Raw genomic sequence first — 21,402 nt, forward strand, 5'->3', positions numbered from 1 at the left:
CGGCTCGTCCTTTTGGCCAAGCAAGCCCCGCCTGCACGATCGGAGATTTCCTTCGATCGTGTTTCCGGCTAAGCAGGAGACGAGCAAGACGGGAGGAAGCATGCGCACTATCATCGAAAGCGTGGAAGCGCGCCGCGCCGAGGCGCGTCTTGGCGGCGGACAGAAGCGCATCGATGCCCAGCATGCCAAGGGCAAGCTGACGGCGCGCGAGCGCATCGAAGTGCTGCTCGACGAGGGCTCGTTTGAAGAATACGACATGTATGTCACCCACCGCGCCGTCGATTTCGGCATGGCCGAGCAGAAGGTGGCGGGCGATGGCGTCGTCACCGGCTGGGGCACGATCAACGGCCGCCAAACTTACGTCTTTTCCCAGGATTTCACCGTGCTTGGCGGCTCGTTGTCCGAGACCCACGCCCAGAAGATTTGCAAGATCATGGACATGGCGGTGCGCAACGGCGCGCCGGTCATCGGCCTCAACGATTCCGGCGGCGCCCGCATCCAGGAAGGCGTCGCCTCGCTTGCCGGTTATGCCGAAGTGTTCCGCCGCAATGCCGAAGCGTCCGGCGTCATCCCGCAGATTTCCGTCATCATGGGTCCCTGCGCCGGTGGTNCGCCGGGCATCGAATTCCGCCTCGCTTGCCGGTTATGCCGAAGTGTTCCGCCGCAATGCCGAAGCGTCCGGCGTCATCCCGCAGATTTCCGTCATCATGGGTCCCTGCGCCGGTGGTGCCGTCTATTCGCCGGCCATGACCGACTTCATCTTCATGGTGCGCGACTCATCCTACATGTTCGTCACCGGACCGGATGTGGTGAAAACCGTCACCAACGAGATCGTCACCGCTGAAGAACTTGGTGGCGCCGGCACCCACACGAAGAAATCCTCGGTCGCCGATGCGGCCTATGAAAACGATATCGAAACACTGGAACAGGTCCGGCTGCTGTTTGATTTCCTGCCGCTGAACAACCGCGAAAAGCCGCCGGTCCGCCCCTTCCATGACGATCCAGCCCGCCTCGAAAACCGGCTGGACACGCTGATCCCCGACAGTTCGGCCAAACCCTACGACATGAAGGAGCTCATTCATGCGATCGCCGATGAAGGCGATTTCTTCGAGCTGCAGGAGGCCTTTGCCAGGAACATCATCACCGGCTTCATCCGGCTGGAAGGTGAGAGCGTCGGCGTCGTCGCCAACCAGCCGATGGTGCTGGCCGGCTGCCTGGATATCGACAGTTCCCGCAAGGCAGCCCGTTTCGTCCGCTTCTGCGATGCCTTCTCGATCCCGATCCTGACGCTGGTCGACGTTCCCGGCTTCCTGCCCGGCGTGGCGCAGGAATATGGCGGCGTCATCAAGCATGGCGCCAAGCTTCTGTTCGCCTACAGCCAGGCAACCGTGCCGATGGTGACCTTGATCACGCGAAAAGCCTATGGCGGCGCCTATGACGTGATGGCATCGAAACATATCGGCGCCGACATCAACTATGCCTGGCCGACCGCCGAAATCGCCGTGATGGGCGCAAAAGGGGCCACTGAAATCCTCTACCGCTCCGAGCTTGGCGACGCCGACAAGATCGCCGCCCGGACGAAGGAATACGAGGAACGCTTCGCCAACCCCTTCGTCGCCGCCGAACGCGGCTTCATCGACGAGGTCATCATGCCCCACTCGTCGCGCCGCCGCATCGCAAGGGCGTTTGCTTCACTCAGGGGCAAACGCAAAGAGCAGCTGTGGCGCAAGCACGATACGATCCCGTTGTGAGAAACTAATTATGGCAATTTTCCTTCGAGATCCTCAAGTTGCTGGCGCCACCAGTAAGTGGCCTCTCTGGTCAATTGAATGCCGTCAGCATCTAGTCGTTCGAAATAAAGCCCCTCTTCGTCTAGCGATACGCCGAACTCGAAGGTTTTGAGTATACTGTTCCGCTCAAGCTCAATGAACTCCCAAAATATCCAGTTGTCACGGCGATTGTCCTTCCACCCATTCCATTTTCGGAGAACTTCCTCGTGATGCCTTTGCGAGACTTTCGCGTCCATTTTATCCAGCACATGACCAACAATTCGAAGACAGGAAACTAAATACACCCAATGCATTCGCCATTCCGGATACTCATCGCCAATGTCTGAATTTTGAAGTGTGAAGTTCATGCTGATGCATTCAGAGAACGGCTCCCAAGCTCGTAGAGTACGCTTCTGACAGGCTTTGACGAACAGGTCGCTTTGAGCAGGAATGTATGTGCTTCTCATGCTTTCTCCGGCATGGGTTACAAAACCCAGAGTTTAAAGGCAATAACTGCGTGCAATACTGGATTTACGAAAATTACCCTAAAAAATACGCATGCCTACACGAATACCGATGCGGCATGTGCAACAGTGGAGCCGGGCTCAATGGAAGTAACGCCCCTGAGAATGGTCATTGGCATGGCCCCTATTCCGATAGATCCGCAGCTGCGACCATCGCAAAAGCCATACCAATGATAGCCTATCGCGAATGCAAATTATGCGCCCCTTGAACTCGGAGGAATCATAGTGCGCTCGCACTTCTCACGTGTTTGAAGTGCTCTTCTCTCCGCACATGCCGCTCACTTACTAAGGACCACGCCCATGACCGAAAAATCCCCCGCCAACAATGTTCCAGCAGGCTACGAAGTCCCGAAAGTCTGGACCTGGGACAAGGCCAATGGCGGCGCGTTTGCCAGCATCAACCGGCCGATCGCCGGGCCGACGCATGACAAGGTGCTGCCGGTCGGAAAACATCCGCTGCAGCTCTATTCGCTCGGCACGCCGAATGGCGTCAAGGTGACGATCATGCTCGAGGAACTGCTGGCGGCAGGGCACAAGGGTGCGGAATATGATGCCTGGCTGATCAAGATCGGCGATGGCGACCAGTTCGGTTCTGGCTTCGTCGGCGTCAATCCGAATTCGAAGATCCCGGCATTGATGGACCATGCGCCAAAGGACGGCGGCGCTCCGGTGCGCACCTTCGAATCCGCCTCGATCATGGTTTATCTCGCCGAAAAATTCGGCGCATTCCTGCCCACTGATCTGCGCACCCGCACCGAGACATTCAACTGGCTGTTCTGGCAGATGGGCTCCGCCCCGTTCCTCGGTGGCGGTTTTGGCCATTTCTATGCCTATGCGCCGATGCACATCCAGTATGCGATCGATCGCTATGCCATGGAGGTGAAGCGCCAGCTCGACGTGCTCGACCGGCATCTGGCCGACAACCAATTCATGGCAGGCTCCGAGTACACGATTGCCGACATGGCCATCTGGCCGTGGTACGGTAATCTGGCACTCGGCCAGGCCTATGGCGATGCCGGCACCTTCCTCGATGTGCAGAGCTACAAGAACGTCCAGCGCTGGACGGCCGAAATTGCGGCCCGCCCGGCGGTCAAGCGCGGCCGCATGGTCAACCGCACGAGCGGCGATCCATCCGAACAATTGCATGAACGCCACGATGCCTCCGACTTCGATACGAAGACGCAGGACAAGATTGTAAAGGCGTAAGGAGAGACTAGCATGGCTAAACGGCCCGAGATGACAAAACACAGGGGCTTTCCCTCCGGCATGCCGGGCCATGGTCATCACTTCACCATCCGGCGGGCAAACGAGAAGGGGGTAACTCCGCTCAAGGCGCTGCAGCGCCTCGCTCGCCCCAATTCGATCGAGCAGAAGGTCGATGCCGCCTTCCTGCACGCGCTCTGGCACCATTTTGGCACCGAACCGTTCGAGCGCGGCAATCTGGACGCCGGACGGTTGAACCTCTTGTTCGGCCGCGAAGTGGTTCCCGCCGAAGACCCGTTCGACGCGGCGTCCTACGAAGCCTTGTTACGGATCGACGAGCGTGTCGGCCGCAAGAATTTCCCGGAAGCTTTCGAAGACGTGTTCGAGGTATGATGCAATGGCCAAGACCCCTGAAATGCCCAAGCATCGCGGCTTTCCAGCCGGAATGCTCGGCACCCAGTGGCAGTTCACCCTGCGCCGGGCGAATTCCAAGGTTACGCCCCTGAGCGCCTGGCCGCGGCACCGGACCATGGATCAGACGGTTGGACTTGCCGATATCGAATTCGTCCAAGCCCTCTTTCAATATTTCGGCACGGCGCCGTTCCAGCGTGGCAATCTCGATGGCGAACGGCTGTGCCGCCTGTTCGGCAGGGAATTGCTGCCGGCGGAACGCGGTTTTGACCCGGCCTCGTATGAGGCACTGCTGAAGTTGAACGTGCCTCTCGCCCGCAAGAATTTCCCGCAGGCTTTCGAGGAAGAAAAAAAGGATGCGGGCGCGGCGCGCGTCAACGGGAAATCGCGAGGCGATTAGCGTCAGAAAGCCGTTGAAGGTGGGGCCGCGGGATAAAGAAACGGCTGATGCGGCCGCAACGCTCGAAGAGTTGATGTTTTTATGGCGCGCTGTTCTCGACCTCTTGGAAGAGAGGTTGTGAAATGTGGGGCAACACCTACCCCCAATAAGTCATCGCTGAAAAATTCTGCTTTCGATTTCAAGGAAATGACGCATTCTGTCTTCGCGCTCAGCTGATTCGCCTCATGTGCCTGCGTCCAGGCCGAATTGAGAGCCGAACGACAACGCTAAATGATTTAGCCGGGGGGCAGGCGCAATGCAGAAGCGCGACGACGTCGAAAACTGGGCAGTTTACAGGGCACAACAAATTCTGATGCGCGAGGGCATGGACCTCGCCCTCTCGGCACGCGATTTCGATAGCGGCACGGTGAGGGCCAAAGGCAAGCTGCTTGCCATGGCGATCGCCGCCTCTCTGGTGGAAGCGTCCGCCGCCCGGGCGGATTGAGCCCAACACGCAACCCTTCGGAAACCATATTATTACCCGGCTTCACTGCGGGGTTTCCACCCCCTAAATCTGGGAATTGTCAGCGCCCGCGCCGGCTCTAGACTGTTGCTTCAAACTAGGTGTGTTTCGAGCGATGGGGGTGAAGCGATGTCGTTTCTGTCGGACATGGCCTTGAATCAAACTGATATCGAAGTGGTCTGCGGCGCGCTGGAAGAATGGTGCGAGGAGACCCACACGGTGCTCGACAGCGACAATGGCCGCGATGCTGCCACGGTGATGCTTGGCCTCTACAAGACCGGTCATGAAACCAAGGGGTCGATCCTCGAAGCGATGCGCCGGGTCAACGGCGCGTAACGCCGGGCGACTTGCCGGCTGCAATCACCACGTTCAGTTGACGCTGACGGGCTTGGAGCGCATGCGCGAGACCGTCTCGCGCTCCGCCCGCTTGCAGCGCATCGGCGGCAGGTTGCGATCCATCAGGTCCATGTCCTCCAGCACCATGTCGCCCATCTTCTTGAAGGCGCTGTCGAGCGCGCCTGCCCGGTGGGCGGAGCGCAGGAAGCCTTTGAGGCTGCGGACGGGATGGTCAAGCGGCAAAGGCTCGTCGGGATAGACATCGCTCGCCGCCACGATATGGCCGCTTGCAACCGCCGCCATCAGCGCGTCGAAGTCGACAACATTGGCGCGGCTCAGCAGGATGAAGGCAGCACCCGGCCGCATGCTCGCAAAAGCCTTAGCGCCGAGGAAATGCTGGTTCTCGCTGGTGACCGCCGCAACGACGAAAATGAAATCGCTCTTTGTCAGCACATCCTCAAGGCTCGACGGCATGACGCCGTTGTCGATGAGGATCGAGGCGGGCATCCAGGGATCGTAGACGCGGGTATTGGTGCGGAACCCGGAGAGCACGCGGTTCAACGCCTTGCCAAGATCGCCGAAGCCGATAATGCCGACATCGGCGCCAGACAAGAGCCGCGCCTTTGCATTGCCTTCGCCACCCCAGAGTTCACGGCCTTCGCGGAAATCCACGTCGGCATCGACAATGCCGCGGGCAATATTCAGCGCCATGGCAAGCCCCATCTCGGCGACCGGCTCGGCAAACACCTGCCCCGTCGTCACCACATGGATGCCGCGGGCAAACAGCAGCTCATAGGGCATGTTGTTGATCAGGTTGCTCTCGACATTGAGAATGCAACGAAGATTTGGCATGCGCTCCAGCGTTTCGGCGCTGAGCGGCGGCTGACCGATAATATAGCGGGCTTCGCCGAGAACATCGTCACCCAGTCCGGCGATATCTTCGGGATCAGCTTCGATGATGCGGTACTTGGCTTTCAGCTGCTCCAGCGCTGCAGGCGTAAAGATCAGATCAAGCGTGCGCGGTTCCGGCGCGCAGATGGCCAGGGGCCGTTGCGTTTCAGGCATGATAGCATCTCCCTCGCCAGGCATGGGAAAGGCCCGGCATTCCTCTTGGCCGAAGTTGTATTGATCAACGGTCAATTTGCAAGGCGGCTGGACAGGAGGCCTGCCTAATAATCAAGGCCGCGCAGCTGGCGTTCGATCGAGCGGGGCGTGCCGGGAGACTGGAACACCGGACCGTCGCCCTGGCGGCAATTGTTGACGGTCCTGTAGCGTGGCGCGAAAGTGGGGTAGCCATCGCGCTTGATGACGGTCTGCTCACAGTAGATCCGCTTGGCATCGAAAGCCTCCTCCGGCGTCTTCACACCGGGCAGATCGGTATAGACCTGAGCAAGCTGCACCGGCGCTGTGGACAGTGGCGCAGCGATAGCCGGGATGCCGGACAGAAGCAGCGAGGCGGAGAGAAAAACAGTCTGCAGGGTCAACATCACCATTCCAACCGATGCCCGATGAGCGCCATAGGTCTCCTGCGGGCGTGAGGAGACGGTATCGTTTCCAGAGAAGTTACGCTATAGCCAACGACCTGAACCAAAGTGCTGCACCTTGTCCGGCTGATGTGGGGTTTTCCATGGCAAATACAATACGGCTTCACGAAGGCGACATTTCAGTTGAAGACGCCGCCCGCTACAAGGGCGCGATCGCCATCGATACAGAAACGCTCGGCCTCATCCCGCGTCGCGACCGGCTCTGCGTCGTGCAGCTTTCGCCTGGCGACGGTTCCGCCGACGTCATCCGGATCGCCAAGGGCCAGACGCAGGCACCGAATCTTGTGGCCATGCTGGAAGACCCGTCCCGCCAGAAGATCTTCCACTTCGGCCGCTTCGATATCGCCGTGTTGTTCCATACGTTCGGCGTCACCACGACGCCGGTGTTCTGCACCAAGATCGCCTCGCGGCTGACCCGGACCTACACCGACCGGCACGGCCTGAAGGACAATCTGAAGGAACTGCTTGAGGTTGACATTTCCAAGCAGCAGCAGTCGTCCGACTGGGCCGCCGAAAAACTTTCGCAGGCACAGCTGGAATATGCCGCATCCGACGTGCTGCATCTGCATGCCCTGCGCGACAAGCTGACGGCACGCCTGATCCGCGATGGCCGCGCCGAACATGCAGACGCCTGCTTCGCCTTCCTGCCGACACGCTCCAAGCTCGATTTGATGGGCTGGGAGGAAACCGACATTTTCGCGCACAGCTGATCCTGCTATCCGGCAGCCTCAACCCACGACCGCAGCCGCGTGGGGCGTCCCGGCGCCGGCGTCGAAGGTTGACACCATCCTAATATAACGACCACGAAAATAGGTTAATCAGACATTAATGGTTGCCGGTTACTGTTCAACGATATCCCACGTTGCAGACCGCGCGGAGCAGCCATGATTACGCCTCTTCAATCCAGTGCCGGAACAGTTAGCACCACTTTGATGCAGTCGATGATCGACCAGGCGGAAGAGAGGCGCGTCGAGGACGAAAAGAAGGCGCGCAAGGAAACCAAAGAGGACGATATCCTCAAGGCGCGCATTTCGGCGAGCAAGAGCCATGCGGCGCTCAACGACAAGGTCAACGCCCATTTCTTCGGCGCCTTGAAGAGCGACGACAATCCGATGGCGGAATTGATTTCGCGCTTTCTCAACGTCTTGGGTGTGAGCCGGGACGAAGGCGAAACCGACACGGATTTCGGTACACGCGTTGGCGATACGCTGGCGCTGGTTTCGATGATCGGCAAAAGAGAAGCGAACGGAGGTATTCCCGGTCAACCGCGCGAGGTCACGCTGGCCCGGTTTCGGGTCTCGGTCGATGATATCGATGCCGTGCTGAACGGCACCGCAGAACAGCCGACCGAAATGACGAAGATGGCGGCCCGCTTCGTGACCCGCTATGGGCTCACGCAAAACGAGGGCGAAGACGACAAGGCCTACAGCAAGCGCATCGGCGAGGCGATGGCCGACGTGCGCAAGCCGATGCCAGCCAGCATCGAGGAACTCGAAAAGAAGACAGGTCTTCGGGATCTGGGCTTGACCGCCGCTCAGATGGTGGAAGCCATCAAGAACCCTCACGGGACTCAGGCGAAAGCCATCCAGGAAATTCTGGACGATACCGCACGCACCGACGGCACGTCGACCGAGGATACGCAGGTCGCGATCCAACGGTTGGAAGATATAGCCGATCCGAAATCCATCGAAGAACTGAAGCTGGAACGGACCCACCAGCCGGACCCGACCCGGGTCGAGAACGCCGAAACGCGCAAGGAGCGCGAAGAGGATATTCGCAAACTGGAAGCAGGTGAGAAGCTCGAGGACGTCCAGGATGTTCAGGACACGATCGAAAAGGTCAATGACGCCGTTCTCAATGCCCCCGGCTCAACCGGTGCGCCGACCGGAGAAGGCCAGCCTGCTGCAGAGGCTGTCACAGCGGGCGATCTGCTTTTGACTTTGGCAGCGGGCGCCGAAATCGCGCAGATAGAAGAACAGGCGGAAACCACTGCAGCCAGCAACAGCACGGCTGGGCGGATCGATACAATCGATACGGAAGCGGGAACGACGGACACGTCCGAGGAAGCCAAGGAAGAGGCTGACGCGGCCGTTCTGCTCGCCCGGGCCGGTCCCGGAGACGCAGCAGCACCGGTCGGAGAGGATGCGGAAGCGAACGGCATTCTACCCGTCAGCCTGGACGAAAACGGGATTTATGAAATCCTCAAGCGCCAGGCCGAAGGGGCGAAGGCCGCCTGATTACGGCTTGCGTCTGACAATACCGAGGCGCGCCATCACTTCCTTCGGGATGCCATATCGCTGAACGGCATCGCGGTTTGAGCGCAGGCCACAGATTTCGCGCTGGATGAAGAACGCCCAGACGACATCGGCGGCATCGTTCAGCAACTGTTCCCGCTGCTCCGGCGCCGTTTGAGGATCGCTGAGTACGCTCAAGGCGGCGATCGCCTTTTCCACTTTCAACCCATGCCGGCCGAGCGCATCGGCCCGCTCCGACATCAGCTCGTATTCGAGCAGATTGAGGCCGGTATCCTTGCTGAAGGATGGCGACAGGGATTGCGGCGGACGAACCGTCATCGTCAGGACTCCACAGGTAGACCTAACCCAAGATGGAGCGCCGCTGGCTACCAGGCAATGGGTTATTTTGCCCGGGCGCGTATCTCGTCAAAACTCCAGTCGCGGAGCAGGTCGCCATTTTTCCAGACTGTCTCCAGATGATTGCGGCGATCCCTGAGCTCGTCGAGACGCGCTGCTTCGAGGCCGCCAGGGCCGCTGACGACCGCCTGACGGCCCGCCTTCGACGCCTTGACGTTCATGGTCGCAGGCCGTTTGAAGACATCGTGCCATTTGCCGGCTTCATCCAGCCGGGCATTGGTTTTCATCGCGAAAGAATAGGTGTCGCGATTGACCTTCTGCAACAGGCTGCCGCCCATGCCGAAGGCGATGTTTTCCGCAGAGAACCCGAATGCCTCCAGACGGCCCAGAATCTGGTTGATGTCGGCATTGGATATGCCGTCGCCCTGGATGACCCGGACGCATTTTTCAAGCACCTTGTAGCCCTTGCCGTTCAACACTGAGCCGAAATGATAGTCGAGCTGCTTGATCACATGCACCGGCGTCTCTATCGGGTCGCCGCTGTCGGGACGGATGACCACTGTGCCGCCGCTGGCCCTGACCTTTTCGCGCAATTGCTCGCCCCAGATTTCCGAGACGGCGTAGTTGATGTCGTAACTGTCGGACACGACAGCGAACATGCCGCGACCGGCAAAGCGGTCGATCATGTTGGAATAGGCTTCCGTTTCCCGCTCGACACCCCAGGCGGTCATCGTCGAATGTTCGGAAGCGGGGATCGAGAACCCGGCCATTTCGGCGCCATAGTACCGCCGGGCATAGAGCACGCCGGCCACCGTGTCCGTGCCCATGAAATTGACGAGATGCGCCGCGCCGCCGATACCGGCCTGTTCCTGCGCGCCAACCCCGCGCGCTCCAAAATCGTGCAGCCGGAAAGGCAGGACGGCGTCGGGGTCGTCGCAGGTTTTCTCCAGGATTGGCCGGATGATCTGCCTGATCTTGCGGGCATTGCTGGCGACCGACGATGGATACCAGACGGCACGCAAAAGCGCGGTCTCGATGTAGGACGTCAGCCAGAAGCTGTCGGGATCGGTATTGACCACCTGCACCATCGGCACACCACGGCGCAGCAGAGTACCTTCGGGCAACGCCTGGATCTCAAGCGGCAGATAGCCGCCGAAATGATCGACGATGCGCATCCAGCCGGCGCGATGGAACGGCAGGCCGTGAGCGAGGACGATCGCTTCGGCCTCATCGACATCGGCGCGTGTAACCGGCTTGCCGAGATACTCTTTAAGGAACATCTGCAGCCCGAAGAACAGCACATCGGCCTGTTCGGGATTGCCGCGGGTTTCAATATACGCGGAAATGCCGCTGGTGCCGGGCGGGTATTGCAGGAAATGGCTGAATTTGTAGCTATCGGTGTTGAGGATCAGGTTGGTCAGGTTCATCGCATTCCCCCCGAAAGCAATTCCATACGCGCAGCATAACCGGCGGCGGTAGCACGAGATGTACGCGAGCGGGGAAAGGGCGGCAAGAGCAAAGCAGGCGCCTGCCATCTCGGGGTAGCCGCTCTCGGTATGGTTAATATTCTGTCAATCATTCCGCGCTAATATGGAGCCATACAATGCTCGGCCAACTTGGTTCCGCAGCAGCCGCCGCAGTCTGGTCTGGCCGTGAATGAGCCGTCGGGCATGCGCATGAAGCGCCATCATCCCCCTGACGTATGCCTTACGGCATCCGACGCTTTCGTTGGCATGCCGAACAGATTTGGCCTCAACCCGAACGTGACGGAGATTGCGATGCTGATGCCCCTTCTCTCGGTCAAGACACCCGGCGCAGCAGCACAGGCGGCTGTCGCCATCGAAACGGTCGCGCCGCGAGAGCGGGCGCTACCGGTCGCGATGCCTGGCCGGATTTCGGGACATCAGTCGGAAGCGGTTTTGAAAATTCTGGAGACGCTGAACCGGCATCTGCTGGGAAGCGAGCCTCTGCCAAAGGACGCGCTGATCCGTTTGCTCGACACATTGTCGAAAATCCTGAAATTTCCGCCGCTGCCGCAGGAAACGCTTCGCGATTTCAGCAAGCGGCTAGCCGTCTTTATCGAAACGCTGCCACCGGCGGCGCGGGCGGCCCTTGAAAAGCAACTAGGCCAGCGCAATCTAGCGATCGTCATCAAGATGCTCGCCGAGGTGTTGAAGATGCCCTCGATTATCGAGATGCCGCGCTTGCTGGACAGACCCTTCCTGCCGCCCACCGCACCGCGCGCTGGCGGCACACAGCCGGACGGCAAGCCGACGCAAAATACCGCCATACAGCAGGGACAGACGACAGCTCCGGCCCGTCAGGCATCCGTGCCCAATCCGCAGACGATCGTCGCCGGCCCGGCAATCATTGCCGACCCCGGGCTGTTGCAGGCCGCCTTGAAAAAGGCCTTTGGCGGTGACGATACCACCCCAGCCATCATTGCCTTCGAAGAAAGCATCGATGCGGACACGGCGGCGGCGGCACCGCGTGCTGAGCAATCTGCAAAGGCCCAGACGGCGCGCGACGCCGCCCCCACCGGCGGGCAGCCGCAACACACCAGCAAGGCGAATTCGGAGACGATCCCGCTCCTGCGCGCCGCTGCTGCCTTTCTCGCCGCCGATCCGGAGGCCCTGTCTCTGGTCGCCACGATCGCATCCGGCATGGATGACCAGCTGAAAGCAGAGCTGGTGAAAGAACTGGAACTCGAGCTCTCCGGGCCGCAGGAAACATCCAAGCATAAGGAAGCATCGACCGGCTCTGACAGGCCTGAAGCCCATGGCGATGATTACCGCACGTCGGACGCTGAGCCAGACATTCCGGCCAATGCGGCGACGTCAACCGCCAAAATGACCGTTGCACGCAATCCCGACGAGGTCGATGGCTTCACGGATCACGATCTTGGCGAGTGGGAATTGGAGATCGAGGCGCAGGATCAATCCCTCACCGGCGCCGATGACATCCCCTCGCCTTCGGCCGAGATGGAGATAGACCGCCCGGAAAAGAGCCTTGCGCAGGCGCTGAAAGCGCTGGTCGAGGCCAGCCTGCCGTTGCCCGGTGCCGAGACATCCGACCCACTGTTTGCAACGCTTGCAGGCGACACGGCTGACATCAGCGCCGAAATCCTGTTTGCGCAGCTGGAAGCCTCCGAGAGTGCAGAAATGCTGCCGGACGCATCGTTGCTCACCGGCGATATCGGCGATCCGAGGGAGCTGGCCGGGCTTGAACCCGATACCTGGAACCCGATGCTGGATGGACCGGAGGAAAAGGCGGCGAGCCGCCAGATGCTGCCGCATTCGGCGACGGCGGAAGAGAATGCGCGTGAAGCCCTGACGCCGCGACTGCCCGACGCGGGCGTTATCCGCGATGCAATCCCCTTCGCGATGATCCCTTATCTGCCGGCAAAGACACAGGAGTTACGGACTCTCGAAGCGGAAGACGAAGAAAAACCATCCTTTACCGGCGAAGAGGATCAAGACCAGCAGGGCGAAGACGGCGACAAGCCGGAGAGCGAAGGCGAAGATACGGCTCCTGTGCAGCAGGCTGATCTGGACGAACGCGAGAGCGACGCCGCCTATGATCTCTACCGCCGTATGGGCGGCTACGGATGAAGCCATCCGGCACGGAAAGCAGGACATGAAAAAGCCCGCGGAAATCGCTTTCCGCGGGCTTCTCTATTCAGACTGCTAAGGCTTATTCGCCCGAGCGGTTCTTCAGGGCTGCGCCCAGGATGTCGCCGAGCGAAGCGCCCGAGTCGGACGAACCGAACTGTGCGACGGCTTCCTTCTCTTCAGCGATTTCCAGAGCCTTGATCGACAGCATGACCTTGCGGTCCTTCTTGGAGAAGTTGGTGACGCGAGCGTCGACAACCTGACCAACGGAGAAACGCTCCGGACGCTGTTCGTCGCGGTCACGCGACAGATCGGCACGGCGGATGAACGAGGTGAGGTCTTCGTGGTTGACAAGCTTCACTTCGATGCCACCGTCGTTGACGGCCAGAACTTCGCACGAAACAACGGCGTTCTTGCGCAGGTCGCCGGAAGCAGCAGCGTCGCCGACTGCGTCCTTGCCGAGCTGCTTGATGCCGAGCGAGATGCGTTCCTTTTCGACGTCCACATCAAGAACGACGGCCTTGACCATGTCGCCCTTGTTGTATTCCTCGATGACCTGCTCGCCCGGACGGTTCCAGTCGAGATCCGACAGGTGCACCATGCCGTCGACGTCGCCGTCGAGACCGATGAACAGGCCGAATTCGGTCTTGTTCTTGACTTCGCCTTCAACTTCCGTGCCAGCCGGATGGCTGTGCGCGAATGCCTGCCACGGGTTCTCGAGCGTCTGCTTGAGGCCGAGCGAGATGCGGCGCTTGGTCGGATCGACTTCGAGAACGACAACGTCGACTTCCTGCGTCGTGGACAGGATCTTGCCGGGATGTACGTTCTTCTTGGTCCAGGACATTTCGGAGATGTGGATCAGGCCTTCGATGCCGGGCTCCAGCTCTACGAATGCACCGTAGTCGGTGATGTTGGTGACGGTACCGGAGATCTTCTTGCCAACCGGGTACTTGGCACCGATGCCATCCCAAGGATCCGACTCGAGCTGCTTCATGCCGAGCGAGATGCGGTGGGTTTCCTGGTTGATGCGGATGATCTGAACCTTGACCTGCTGGCCGATGTTCAGGATTTCCGAAGGATGGTTGACGCGGCGCCATGCCATGTCTGTGACGTGCAGCAGGCCGTCGATGCCGCCGAGGTCAACGAACGCACCGTAATCGGTGATGTTCTTGACGACGCCGTCAACAACCTGGCCTTCTTCGAGGTTCTGGACGATTTCCGAACGCTGTTCAGCGCGCGACTCTTCGAGAACCGTACGGCGCGAAACAACGATGTTGCCACGGCGCTTGTCCATCTTGAGGATTTCGAAGGGCTGCGGGTTGTGCATCAGCGGGGTAACGTCGCGGATCGGACGGATGTCGACCTGGCTGCGCGGAAGGAAGGCAACGGCACCATCCAGATCGACGGTGAAACCACCCTTGACCTGGTTGAAGATGACGCCTTCGACGCGTTCGCCGGCTTCGAACTTGACTTCGAGGCGGACCCAGCTCTCTTCGCGGCGAGCCTTTTCGCGCGACAGAACAGCTTCGCCCATCGCATTTTCGATGCGCTCGACGTACACTTCGACTTCATCGCCGACCTTCAGCGTGCCGTCCTTGGCCTTCGCGCCGAATTCCTTCAGAGCGATGCGGCCTTCGACCTTGAGGCCGACGTCAACGATTGCGACGTCCTTCTCGATAGCCGTTACAATACCCTTGGTGACGTAGCCTTCGGCAAGATCCTGCGTAGCAAAGGATTCCTGCAGCAACGCAGCAAAATCGTCGCGGGTGGGGTTAGCTTGAGACATGAATACTCCTGATGTGCCTTCATGGGGCACAGGCGCCGGGGGTTAGCGTTGACAAGTCCAAAAACCATCCGCTCCAATCATGAAGGAGCAAATCCGGCGCGGGGATGGTGGTTCGGACGATTACTTCAATGCGGCGTCGACAAACGTCTTCGCCGTTAAGAATGCGGCCTCTATACTCATTTCAGAGGTATCTAGCAAGTGCGCATCGGCAGCCGGGCGCAGCGGGCTGTCGGCCCGCCCCATGTCGCGCTCGTCACGCTTGACGATGTCAGCCAGAATCTCCAGAAAATCGGCCGGAATGCCGTTGCCGACGATCTCGTCGAACCGGCGCCGGGCGCGCACTTCGGCCGAGGCCGTGACATAGAGTTTCACCGGAGCATCCGGGCAGACGACGGTGCCGATATCGCGGCCATCGAGAACCGTACCGGGCATACGCTCCGAAAAAGCACGCTGCGTCTCGACAAGCGCCTGGCGCACCAACGGCATGACGGCGATCTTGGAGGCGGCCTCGCCGATCGAGTGGGCAGACAGGACATTGCGGTCGAGCCCGGCAAGTTCGACGTCGCGGGCCATCTGCTCGGCAACCCTCTCGTCGTCCAAGGGTAGTCCGGCATCCAGCAGCGCCTTGGCGGTGGCACGGTAGGTCAGCCCGGTATCGAGATGATGGAAACCGTACTCCTCGGCGATGCGGCGGGACAATGTTCCCTTGCCCGCTGCCGCAGGTCCGTCGATGGCGATGATGAAAGTCATTGTTCTACCTGAAAATGGATATGATCGTCGTGGCGAGCCGCCCGGCAACCCTGGAATCTCACAGTATCGTTCTCGACGGCAAGCGTTTTTGCGAGATGCGGCTCAATGAATATCTTCTCGACGCCCTGTTTTCGCCCCTCAGACGATAACCATCGAACTGCTGTTGCCGTTCGCGCTTCATACAGAGACCAATCGACAAAAAGAGGCTGAAGAAACTGCAAATCCCAGCGGAAGGTCAAAAGATCATTGCGGCCGGCACAGGGTAGAGGTGCGTTGCCATCCGGTTGTTCAAAAGCGAAATAGCCGATCGGCGAACGCGTCTGCCCGTTCAACACTTCGCCGGCTTCCCCCCGGTAATAGAAGGCGACATCCAGCTTTCGCCCATCGCTATGTGAGAGATGCGGGAGAAGGGGGAATCCATTGATGAAGGGAAAGTTCGCATCCAGCGCCAGCGTCACGGTACCTGGAAATTCCGAAGCCATATGCTGAGCCAGAGCCTCCGCCGCCTGCTGCATACCGGCACTCACATAGTTCCGGTTGAGAACACAGTACAAAGGCGATTGGAGCTGAAGTGGCGCGGCATCGCTGAAACACGGCAGCGCAACCCGCCCGAACGCCGGTGCCACGGCATGTGCAGCAACCGTTGCCAAAACATAGAGAAATAGGAAAACAATCGCTTTGAGCAGGCGGCCGCTGATTTGCAGAACGCGGGACGCCGCAATCGAGGCCAGAAAAACTACCCCGCCAATCTGGGTCAGAAGCGTCAGGACGACAAAGATAAAAACGCTACAAATCAATGCCATTATAACTTCACTATCCGGTTTCACCGCCGCTTCTCGCCCAAAAACCAGTTGGTCCGCTCGTTTCAGCCGCTGTGACGTCACAGCCAATCTCCACATCGGAGAAAAGTCTGACACTGCGCAGAGCGCGTTATCCGCGACTTTGCGCGCTGCGTAACAGCAAGTTGCAGAATGGTCATCCTCTCTTCCAAAGAAAAGCGCAGCGGACGCCTGAACAAGTTAATCTTTGACAGATGAAGCCAAGACGACTATGGGGACCGGCTAATTCATTTCACCTTCAACGCCGGTATACCGGCAGATGCCGGTAATTCCGGCCATTCAAGAGGCTTTGACCGTGGCAAAAGCGGAACTTGGAACCAAACGCGTCGATCCGGAAACGGGCCGTAAATTCTACGACCTGAACAAGGATCCGATCGTTTCTCCCTATACCGGAAAATCCTACCCGCTCTCCTTCTTCGAGGAAACATCCGTTGCCAAGGTAATGGAAAAGGCGGCCGAAGAAGACGAGGTTCAGGAAGTCGATACCGAGAACCCAGAAGTCGAACTGGTCTCGCTCGAGGATGCCGACAGCGAAGCAGCCGGCGGCGACGACCTTCCGGATCTGGGCGATGACGACGTCGAAATCGAAGGCGATGACGACGATACGTTCCTCGAAGCCGACGAAGACGACGAGGACGGCCTGTCCGACCTGATCGGCGTATCGGACGACGACGACGAGGTCTAATTTCAAGACCTGATTAACCGGATATCTCAGACTCTCGGCGACGGGAGTTTGAGACGGCCGGCGTTAGACTGAATAACGAATAATGAGCGAAGCGCCTTTGCGCTCCTCCTTCGGGCATCATCAGCCCCATCGCTTATAGGCCGATACCGTCTCCCCAACGGCAAAGCGGATACTCCCCCTTCTGACCTGAAATACAAAGCATCCTTGACGCGGTTCCGCCGTATCAAGAGCGGGCGGCATGTCGCCACATGGCAAGTGCGGGACTAATATCCCATCATTTTTTACAGCACAGGCGCAATCCGGGCGACCTCCGGTTGGCCGGTTACAACGGCTGCCTCCCCCTCAAGCATCACCCCACCCGCAGCGCTGCGCAATGACCGCGTCCGGCACGAAACACCGGCCGGTTGAGCGGCAAATATCGCATCGCACGCGATCATCAACCGCTTGTTAGGACTTTGTTGACCATAATTCATGCCGGAGGCGGCGTTGAGCGCGGCCATTCCGAAGTGTTTGAGTAGTCAACTTCAGGCGAGGTTTGTTGTGTCAGCGTATGTACGGGACAAGAGTTCAGTCGGATATGTCATCAATCAGGCTGTAGCGCTGGTCTCCGGCATCGTAAACCATGCCACGCGGCTGGCCATGACGGCGCTCTTTACGCTGGCCGCCATCCTCGGATCCGCAGTCACTGCGATGGCGGAGGATCGGGCGCTAAAACTGTATTTCACCCACACGGGCGAAAAAGCCACGATCACCTACAAGCGCAGCGGACGGTTTGATCCGAAGGGAATGGACAAGATCAACCGGTTCCTGCGGGATTGGCGGCGCAACGAACCCGCCCGTATGGATCCCCGTCTGCTTGATCTGGTATGGGAGGTTTACGATCGCAGCGGCGCAAGCGGCTATATCCACATCGTCTCGGCCTATCGATCCCCGGCAACCAATAGCATGCTGCGGTCCCGCTCGCGCAGCACAGGCGTCGCCAAGAACAGCCAGCATACGCTCGGCAAGGCCATGGATTTCTTCATTCCCGGCGTCAAGCTTTCGACAGTGCGCGCTCTGGCGATGCAGATGCAGGTCGGCGGCGTTGGCTATTACCCTACCTCGGGATCTCCGTTCGTCCACCTCGACGTCGGCAATGTCCGTGCCTGGCCGCGCATGTCCCGCAAGGAGCTGGCACGGATATTCCCGACCGGGCGCACGATGCACCTCGCAGCCGATGGCAGTTCACTGCCTGGCTACACGCAAGCGGTGGCGGACTACAAAAAGCGCGTCAGCTCCACCTCGATCAAGATCGCCAGCACGGCGCGGCAGGACAAGAACGCCAAATCACCTGCGGAAGCGTCGCGTACGGATGGCGAACAGCGTGGCCTGCTGACAGCACTCCAGTCTTCCCCGCGAAGCAAGGCCCTCGACGCCCTTGCCATGCAAACAGCTCCCGGCGGCAACGCTGAAAAACAACCGTTCACCGATCTCTCCTCCTATGCCGTTCCCATCCCGTCGATACGGCCAGCCGTTCTGACCGTGAGCGCTCCGTCGCCGGATACCATCGAGACAGCTTCGATCGGGCCGATCTCCGCACTTCCAGCGATTGAAACACCCATAACATTGCACGGCTCTGGCGGATTTGAACCACTCGCGACCGCGCACGCGACCTTGAAGGCACGGATGGAGATCATCGGGTCCCTGCCAATGACAGGATCCTGGAAACGGGGTGGAGACTTCGCAGCGATCTCCGGCAAGTCGCTGATAACATGGGCGCTGCATTCGCCCGGCGACGTTATCGGCATGAGAGCCCCACGCGTTTCAAGGCAAACGCTACAGGTGACAGCCGGTGAAATCATCCCGCCCACCGAAGCAAGAGCCTTCAACACCGACCGCTTTGGGAGCGCACCCGAAGGTTGATCGTCCTTGCGCTTCAAGACCAGGCGCAAGGTGCGGCGCATGTCCCTCAGCAGGGATACGTCCCCCCGGGAACATCAGGACAATTCTGAGCAACCTTTTATGCGATAGAGATTGCGGCCTGGCGGCTCGCTGAAAGCCTGCCTCTAAACCTCACAAAATTCAAACAATTGGCATCCGCACCGGGTTTTCAACGACGTGCGGACGTTGGGCTCCCCGCTCACACAATAAAAACGTCGCCCTTTGTCTTTTTCGGCTTGCCATCTGCAAAAAGCAGAAGTAATAAGCCGCCACCGCCGAGCGAAACCGCTTCGGACGGTTCCCGGAAACCGGCTCCGCCGGACCCGTTATGGGGCTATAGCTCAGCTGGGAGAGCGCTTGCATGGCATGCAAGAGGTCAGCGGTTCGATCCCGCTTAGCTCCACCAAATTCTTCCTCGTACATTATTGAGTATGCCAAACCTGTTTGGTTTGAACTCATGCGCCGTGTCCGCCATCTCCCCTCGCCTCATCTTTCCCATTGACTGAACGCCGCTCCCGCGCTCCAACCGTTTCCACATCACAGTGGTAGCAGGAGCACATCATGGACCTCGGCATCAACAGCAAGCGGGCACTCGTTCTCGGCGGCAGCAAGGGGCTGGGGCGCGGGATTGCCGAGGCGCTGGCCGCTGAGGGAGCCATTGTCGCTTTAACAGGCCGCGACCTGGCGAAGGCGCAACAGAGTGCAGCGCAGATCGGTGATTCGGTCCGCGGGCTTGCGCTTGATCTGGCCAACCCTGATGCCATCGATCCGTTTCTCGACCGGCTCGTGGCCGATTTTGGAAAAATCGATATCCTGGTGCTCAACGGTGGCGGGCCGCCGCCAAGCTTGGCGGCCGAGATCGATCCGGCGTTCTGGCGCGCCCAGTTCGACACGATGGTTCTGGCCGGTATGCGCATCACCAACCGCTTGCTGCCCTCCATGCGGCAAAACGGCTGGGGGCGGATCATGGCCGTGGCTTCCACCAGCATCCGCGAGCCGATCCCGGGCCTGACCGCCTCCAATGCGCTGCGCAGCGCCGTTGCCGGCTGGCTGAAGACGCTGGCGGGGGAAGTGGCGGCTGAGGGCGTTACCGTCAACATGCTTCTGCCCGGACGGCTGGCGACGGACCGGACGCTGAGCTTCGACCGGATCGATGCGGAAAGCGAAGGATTAAGCATCGAGACCGTGGCCGCCCGCAGCCAGTCGGATATTCCGATCGGCCGCTACGGTACTCCGGCCGAGTTCGGAGCGGCGGCGGCTTTTCTCGCCAGCCAGCAGGCAGGCTACATCACCGGTGTGGCGCTGCCGATTGACGGCGGCCTTAGCCGGGCGATGATATAGCCCCTTGCGCGCGCCGCCGGCGGATGGCGGCGCGGCCAGAGGCAAAACATATAGCTAATTGCCTGGCTCGTCATCGAACCACGCATTGCTGAAGGTCAGATTGGCCACAGAAACGACCCGGCCTTTGTCATCGCGCACGACGACGGATACCGCGCCATTAGACTGCTCGCCAATCTCCTCCTGAACGACATCCAGCAGAATGCGGGTAACTTCTCGTGTCACGCTGGCGCGCGTTGAAAGTTCCAGCCCGTCTTTGTCGCGGGTTACGCCGTCACCATTGTGCAGATCGAAAAAGTAACGGCTCATTATCGTCGCATCCCCTTGAACGATCAGGAATTCGCCGGAATGAAAATAGTTCCTGAAATCAACAGGATTCGTCGTTCATGTGTCAATGTTAAATGAGCCCCGGCCGTTTGTGGGATAGGTGGAGAGCCCATCCCTCACACGGCATGCCGCAAATTGATTGAATCCCTGCTTCTCAACCTTCAAAGCCATGATGTGGTGTCGCCGCACGAGGTGACATTGCTCAGGAACCTGATCTGGCGTGACCGGCGCTTCAAGGTCGATGAGGAAATCGTGGTCGAGGGATCGCGGCCGGGCTATAGCACGCTTTTGATCGACGGCTTTGCAGCGCGCTACAAGTTCCTGGCCGATGGCACGCGCCAGATCACCGCTTTGCACATTGCCGGCGATTTCGTCGATCTACACGCGTTTCTTCTGAAGACCATGGACCATGGCATCGTCGCCATGTCGCAATGCCACGTGGCCTTCGTCGAACATGGCGACCTCAAGGCCATCACTGAATCTCAACCGCATCTGAGCCGCCTCTTGTGGCTGGACACGCTGGTGGATGGCGCCATTCATCGCGAATGGATCGTGGCGATGGGGCGGCGGTCCAAAAAGGCGCATCTTGCCCACCTGGTCTGCGAGCTGTTCATGCGGCTACAGGTGGTTGGGCGGACCACAGGCTACAGCTTCCATTTTCCGCTGACTCAGGTGGAACTTGCCGATGTGCTTGGCATCTCGCTGGTTCACCTCAACAAGACCCTGCAGATCCTGCGCAAGTCCGAGCTTCTGACCTGGATCGGCCAGATGATCACCATTCTCGACTGGACGCGCCTGCAGGAACTGGCGCAGTTCGACCCGACCTATCTCAGCCAGACCGTTGAACCGCGTTAGCGAATTTATAC

At 59.6% G+C, this 21,402-nt stretch carries 22 protein-coding genes, 1 tRNA gene and 1 pseudogene; 15 read left to right on the forward strand and 9 right to left on the reverse strand.

Features of this window, described 5'->3' with window-relative positions; translation table 11 throughout:
* Window positions 1-100: 100 nt before the first annotated feature.
* Both ASC96_RS31450 and ASC96_RS03040 read left to right on the forward strand, forming a co-directional pair.
* Window positions 101-610, forward strand: a 510-nt coding sequence (locus ASC96_RS31450) for a carboxyl transferase domain-containing protein (protein ID WP_280140000.1), incomplete at its 3' end; no start/stop codon positions are given.
* A 1-nt stretch (window position 611) separates the two neighbouring features.
* Window positions 612-1,751, forward strand: a pseudogene (locus ASC96_RS03040) (acyl-CoA carboxylase subunit beta); the annotation flags it as partial.
* An 8-nt stretch (window positions 1,752-1,759) separates the two neighbouring features.
* Here the strand turns inward: ASC96_RS03040 and ASC96_RS03045 are convergent.
* A complete protein-coding gene (locus ASC96_RS03045; RefSeq protein ID WP_060501160.1) occupies window positions 1,760-2,236 on the reverse strand; it encodes a hypothetical protein in 477 nt (158 codons plus the stop codon).
* 357 nt (window positions 2,237-2,593) lie between these two features.
* Here ASC96_RS03045 and yghU point away from each other — a divergent pair, with 357 nt between their 5' ends.
* The 5 genes from yghU to ASC96_RS03070 all read left to right on the forward strand — a co-directional run bounded on the left by yghU (window position 2,594) and on the right by ASC96_RS03070 (window position 5,145).
* Entirely contained in the window at window positions 2,594-3,499 is a 906-nt protein-coding gene (gene yghU / locus ASC96_RS03050; RefSeq protein WP_060501162.1) for a glutathione-dependent disulfide-bond oxidoreductase, read from the forward strand.
* 12 nt (window positions 3,500-3,511) lie between these two features.
* Window positions 3,512-3,889 (forward strand): hypothetical protein, encoded by a 378-nt coding sequence (locus ASC96_RS03055; protein WP_060501164.1) that lies wholly within the window; start codon window positions 3,512-3,514, stop codon window positions 3,887-3,889.
* 4 nt (window positions 3,890-3,893) lie between these two features.
* Window positions 3,894-4,307, forward strand: coding sequence for a hypothetical protein (locus ASC96_RS03060; RefSeq protein WP_060501166.1), 414 nt, complete (start codon window positions 3,894-3,896; stop codon window positions 4,305-4,307).
* Between the two features lie 295 nt (window positions 4,308-4,602).
* A complete protein-coding gene (locus ASC96_RS03065) occupies window positions 4,603-4,791 on the forward strand; it encodes a hypothetical protein (RefSeq protein WP_060501168.1) in 189 nt (62 codons plus the stop codon).
* 171 nt (window positions 4,792-4,962) lie between these two features.
* Window positions 4,963-5,145 (forward strand): hypothetical protein, encoded by a 183-nt coding sequence (locus ASC96_RS03070; RefSeq protein WP_156393809.1) that lies wholly within the window; start codon window positions 4,963-4,965, stop codon window positions 5,143-5,145.
* Between the two features lie 33 nt (window positions 5,146-5,178).
* Here the strand turns inward: ASC96_RS03070 and ASC96_RS03075 are convergent, their stop codons facing one another.
* Together ASC96_RS03075 and ASC96_RS03080 are read right to left on the reverse strand one after the other, a co-directional pair.
* Window positions 5,179-6,210: a hydroxyacid dehydrogenase gene (locus ASC96_RS03075; protein WP_060501172.1), complete on the reverse strand. Its 1,032-nt coding sequence runs from the start codon at window positions 6,208-6,210 to the stop codon at window positions 5,179-5,181.
* Window positions 6,211-6,314: 104 nt separating this feature from the next.
* Entirely contained in the window at window positions 6,315-6,632 is a 318-nt protein-coding gene (locus tag ASC96_RS03080) for a hypothetical protein (protein ID WP_156393810.1), read from the reverse strand.
* A gap of 140 nt (window positions 6,633-6,772) precedes the next feature.
* Here ASC96_RS03080 and ASC96_RS03085 point away from each other — a divergent pair, with 140 nt between their 5' ends.
* Window positions 6,773-7,399 carry a ribonuclease D gene (locus ASC96_RS03085; protein ID WP_060501176.1) on the forward strand — a complete coding sequence of 209 codons (627 nt, stop codon included), beginning with the start codon at window positions 6,773-6,775 and terminating at the stop codon, window positions 7,397-7,399.
* A gap of 174 nt (window positions 7,400-7,573) precedes the next feature.
* Window positions 7,574-8,926 (forward strand): hypothetical protein, encoded by a 1,353-nt coding sequence (locus tag ASC96_RS03090; protein WP_156393811.1) that lies wholly within the window; start codon window positions 7,574-7,576, stop codon window positions 8,924-8,926.
* On the opposite strand, the gene ASC96_RS03095 is transcribed toward ASC96_RS03090, so the two are convergent.
* Together ASC96_RS03095 and ASC96_RS03100 are read right to left on the reverse strand one after the other, a co-directional pair.
* Window positions 8,927-9,262, reverse strand: a complete 336-nt coding sequence (locus tag ASC96_RS03095; RefSeq protein WP_060501179.1) for a DUF6665 family protein — start codon at window positions 9,260-9,262, stop codon at window positions 8,927-8,929.
* Window positions 9,263-9,324: 62 nt separating this feature from the next.
* Window positions 9,325-10,707 carry a nicotinate phosphoribosyltransferase gene (locus ASC96_RS03100; RefSeq protein WP_060501181.1) on the reverse strand — a complete coding sequence of 461 codons (1,383 nt, stop codon included), beginning with the start codon at window positions 10,705-10,707 and terminating at the stop codon, window positions 9,325-9,327.
* Window positions 10,708-11,058: 351 nt separating this feature from the next.
* Here ASC96_RS03100 and ASC96_RS03105 point away from each other — a divergent pair, with 351 nt between their 5' ends.
* The gene (locus tag ASC96_RS03105) at window positions 11,059-12,891 is read left to right on the forward strand and encodes a hypothetical protein (protein WP_156393812.1); all 1,833 of its coding nucleotides are present in this window, start codon (window positions 11,059-11,061) and stop codon (window positions 12,889-12,891) included.
* Window positions 12,892-12,973: 82 nt separating this feature from the next.
* Here the strand turns inward: ASC96_RS03105 and rpsA are convergent, their stop codons facing one another.
* From rpsA to ASC96_RS03120, 3 genes are all read right to left on the reverse strand, one after another.
* Window positions 12,974-14,677 carry a 30S ribosomal protein S1 gene (gene rpsA, locus ASC96_RS03110; protein ID WP_037104019.1) on the reverse strand — a complete coding sequence of 568 codons (1,704 nt, stop codon included), beginning with the start codon at window positions 14,675-14,677 and terminating at the stop codon, window positions 12,974-12,976.
* Window positions 14,678-14,797: 120 nt separating this feature from the next.
* Window positions 14,798-15,427 (reverse strand): (d)CMP kinase, encoded by a 630-nt coding sequence (cmk, locus tag ASC96_RS03115; protein ID WP_060501185.1) that lies wholly within the window; start codon window positions 15,425-15,427, stop codon window positions 14,798-14,800.
* Window positions 15,424-16,311 carry a hypothetical protein gene (locus tag ASC96_RS03120; protein WP_347360120.1) on the reverse strand — a complete coding sequence of 296 codons (888 nt, stop codon included), beginning with the start codon at window positions 16,309-16,311 and terminating at the stop codon, window positions 15,424-15,426. The genes cmk and ASC96_RS03120 overlap by 4 nt, the downstream gene beginning before the upstream one ends.
* A gap of 250 nt (window positions 16,312-16,561) precedes the next feature.
* Here ASC96_RS03120 and ASC96_RS03125 point away from each other — a divergent pair, with 250 nt between their 5' ends.
* From ASC96_RS03125 to ASC96_RS03145, 4 genes are all read left to right on the forward strand, one after another.
* Window positions 16,562-16,951 carry a TIGR02300 family protein gene (locus ASC96_RS03125; protein WP_060501451.1) on the forward strand — a complete coding sequence of 130 codons (390 nt, stop codon included), beginning with the start codon at window positions 16,562-16,564 and terminating at the stop codon, window positions 16,949-16,951.
* Window positions 16,952-17,590: 639 nt separating this feature from the next.
* Entirely contained in the window at window positions 17,591-18,853 is a 1,263-nt protein-coding gene (locus ASC96_RS03135; RefSeq protein WP_082511921.1) for a DUF882 domain-containing protein, read from the forward strand.
* Window positions 18,854-19,201: 348 nt separating this feature from the next.
* Window positions 19,202-19,277 (forward strand) — tRNA-Ala (locus ASC96_RS03140).
* Between the two features lie 155 nt (window positions 19,278-19,432).
* Window positions 19,433-20,212 carry an SDR family oxidoreductase gene (locus ASC96_RS03145; protein ID WP_060501193.1) on the forward strand — a complete coding sequence of 260 codons (780 nt, stop codon included), beginning with the start codon at window positions 19,433-19,435 and terminating at the stop codon, window positions 20,210-20,212.
* 54 nt (window positions 20,213-20,266) lie between these two features.
* Here the strand turns inward: ASC96_RS03145 and ASC96_RS03150 are convergent, their stop codons facing one another.
* Complete coding sequence (locus ASC96_RS03150) at window positions 20,267-20,518, reverse strand: hypothetical protein (protein ID WP_060501195.1); 252 nt, start codon at window positions 20,516-20,518, stop codon at window positions 20,267-20,269.
* Between the two features lie 153 nt (window positions 20,519-20,671).
* Between ASC96_RS03150 and ASC96_RS03155 the strand changes: the two genes are divergently transcribed.
* Complete coding sequence (locus tag ASC96_RS03155) at window positions 20,672-21,391, forward strand: Crp/Fnr family transcriptional regulator (protein WP_060501197.1); 720 nt, start codon at window positions 20,672-20,674, stop codon at window positions 21,389-21,391.
* Window positions 21,392-21,402: the final 11 nt, after the last annotated feature.

This window comes from Rhizobium sp. Root1204, from assembly GCF_001424965.1.
Classification (GTDB): domain Bacteria; phylum Pseudomonadota; class Alphaproteobacteria; order Rhizobiales; family Rhizobiaceae; genus Pararhizobium.

Bases quoted from the DNA above. Each gene is read 5' to 3' on its own strand.
- ASC96_RS03045 (WP_060501160.1), bottom strand. From the start codon at position 2,236: ATGAGAAGCACATACATTCCTGCTCAAAGCGACCTGTTCGTCAAAGCC.
- yghU (WP_060501162.1), top strand. From the start codon at position 2,594: ATGACCGAAAAATCCCCCGCCAACAATGTTCCAGCAGGCTACGAAGTC.
- ASC96_RS03055 (WP_060501164.1), top strand. From the start codon at position 3,512: ATGGCTAAACGGCCCGAGATGACAAAACACAGGGGCTTTCCCTCCGGC.
- ASC96_RS03060 (WP_060501166.1), top strand. From the start codon at position 3,894: ATGGCCAAGACCCCTGAAATGCCCAAGCATCGCGGCTTTCCAGCCGGA.
- ASC96_RS03065 (WP_060501168.1), top strand. From the start codon at position 4,603: ATGCAGAAGCGCGACGACGTCGAAAACTGGGCAGTTTACAGGGCACAA.
- ASC96_RS03075 (WP_060501172.1), bottom strand. From the start codon at position 6,210: ATGCCTGAAACGCAACGGCCCCTGGCCATCTGCGCGCCGGAACCGCGC.
- ASC96_RS03080 (WP_156393810.1), bottom strand. From the start codon at position 6,632: ATGTTGACCCTGCAGACTGTTTTTCTCTCCGCCTCGCTGCTTCTGTCC.
- ASC96_RS03085 (WP_060501176.1), top strand. From the start codon at position 6,773: ATGGCAAATACAATACGGCTTCACGAAGGCGACATTTCAGTTGAAGAC.
- ASC96_RS03090 (WP_156393811.1), top strand. From the start codon at position 7,574: ATGATTACGCCTCTTCAATCCAGTGCCGGAACAGTTAGCACCACTTTG.
- ASC96_RS03095 (WP_060501179.1), bottom strand. From the start codon at position 9,262: ATGACGGTTCGTCCGCCGCAATCCCTGTCGCCATCCTTCAGCAAGGAT.
- ASC96_RS03100 (WP_060501181.1), bottom strand. From the start codon at position 10,707: ATGAACCTGACCAACCTGATCCTCAACACCGATAGCTACAAATTCAGC.
- ASC96_RS03105 (WP_156393812.1), top strand. From the start codon at position 11,059: ATGCTGATGCCCCTTCTCTCGGTCAAGACACCCGGCGCAGCAGCACAG.
- rpsA (WP_037104019.1), bottom strand. From the start codon at position 14,677: ATGTCTCAAGCTAACCCCACCCGCGACGATTTTGCTGCGTTGCTGCAG.
- cmk (WP_060501185.1), bottom strand. From the start codon at position 15,427: ATGACTTTCATCATCGCCATCGACGGACCTGCGGCAGCGGGCAAGGGA.
- ASC96_RS03135 (WP_082511921.1), top strand. From the start codon at position 17,591: ATGACGGCGCTCTTTACGCTGGCCGCCATCCTCGGATCCGCAGTCACT.
- ASC96_RS03145 (WP_060501193.1), top strand. From the start codon at position 19,433: ATGGACCTCGGCATCAACAGCAAGCGGGCACTCGTTCTCGGCGGCAGC.
- ASC96_RS03150 (WP_060501195.1), bottom strand. From the start codon at position 20,518: ATGAGCCGTTACTTTTTCGATCTGCACAATGGTGACGGCGTAACCCGC.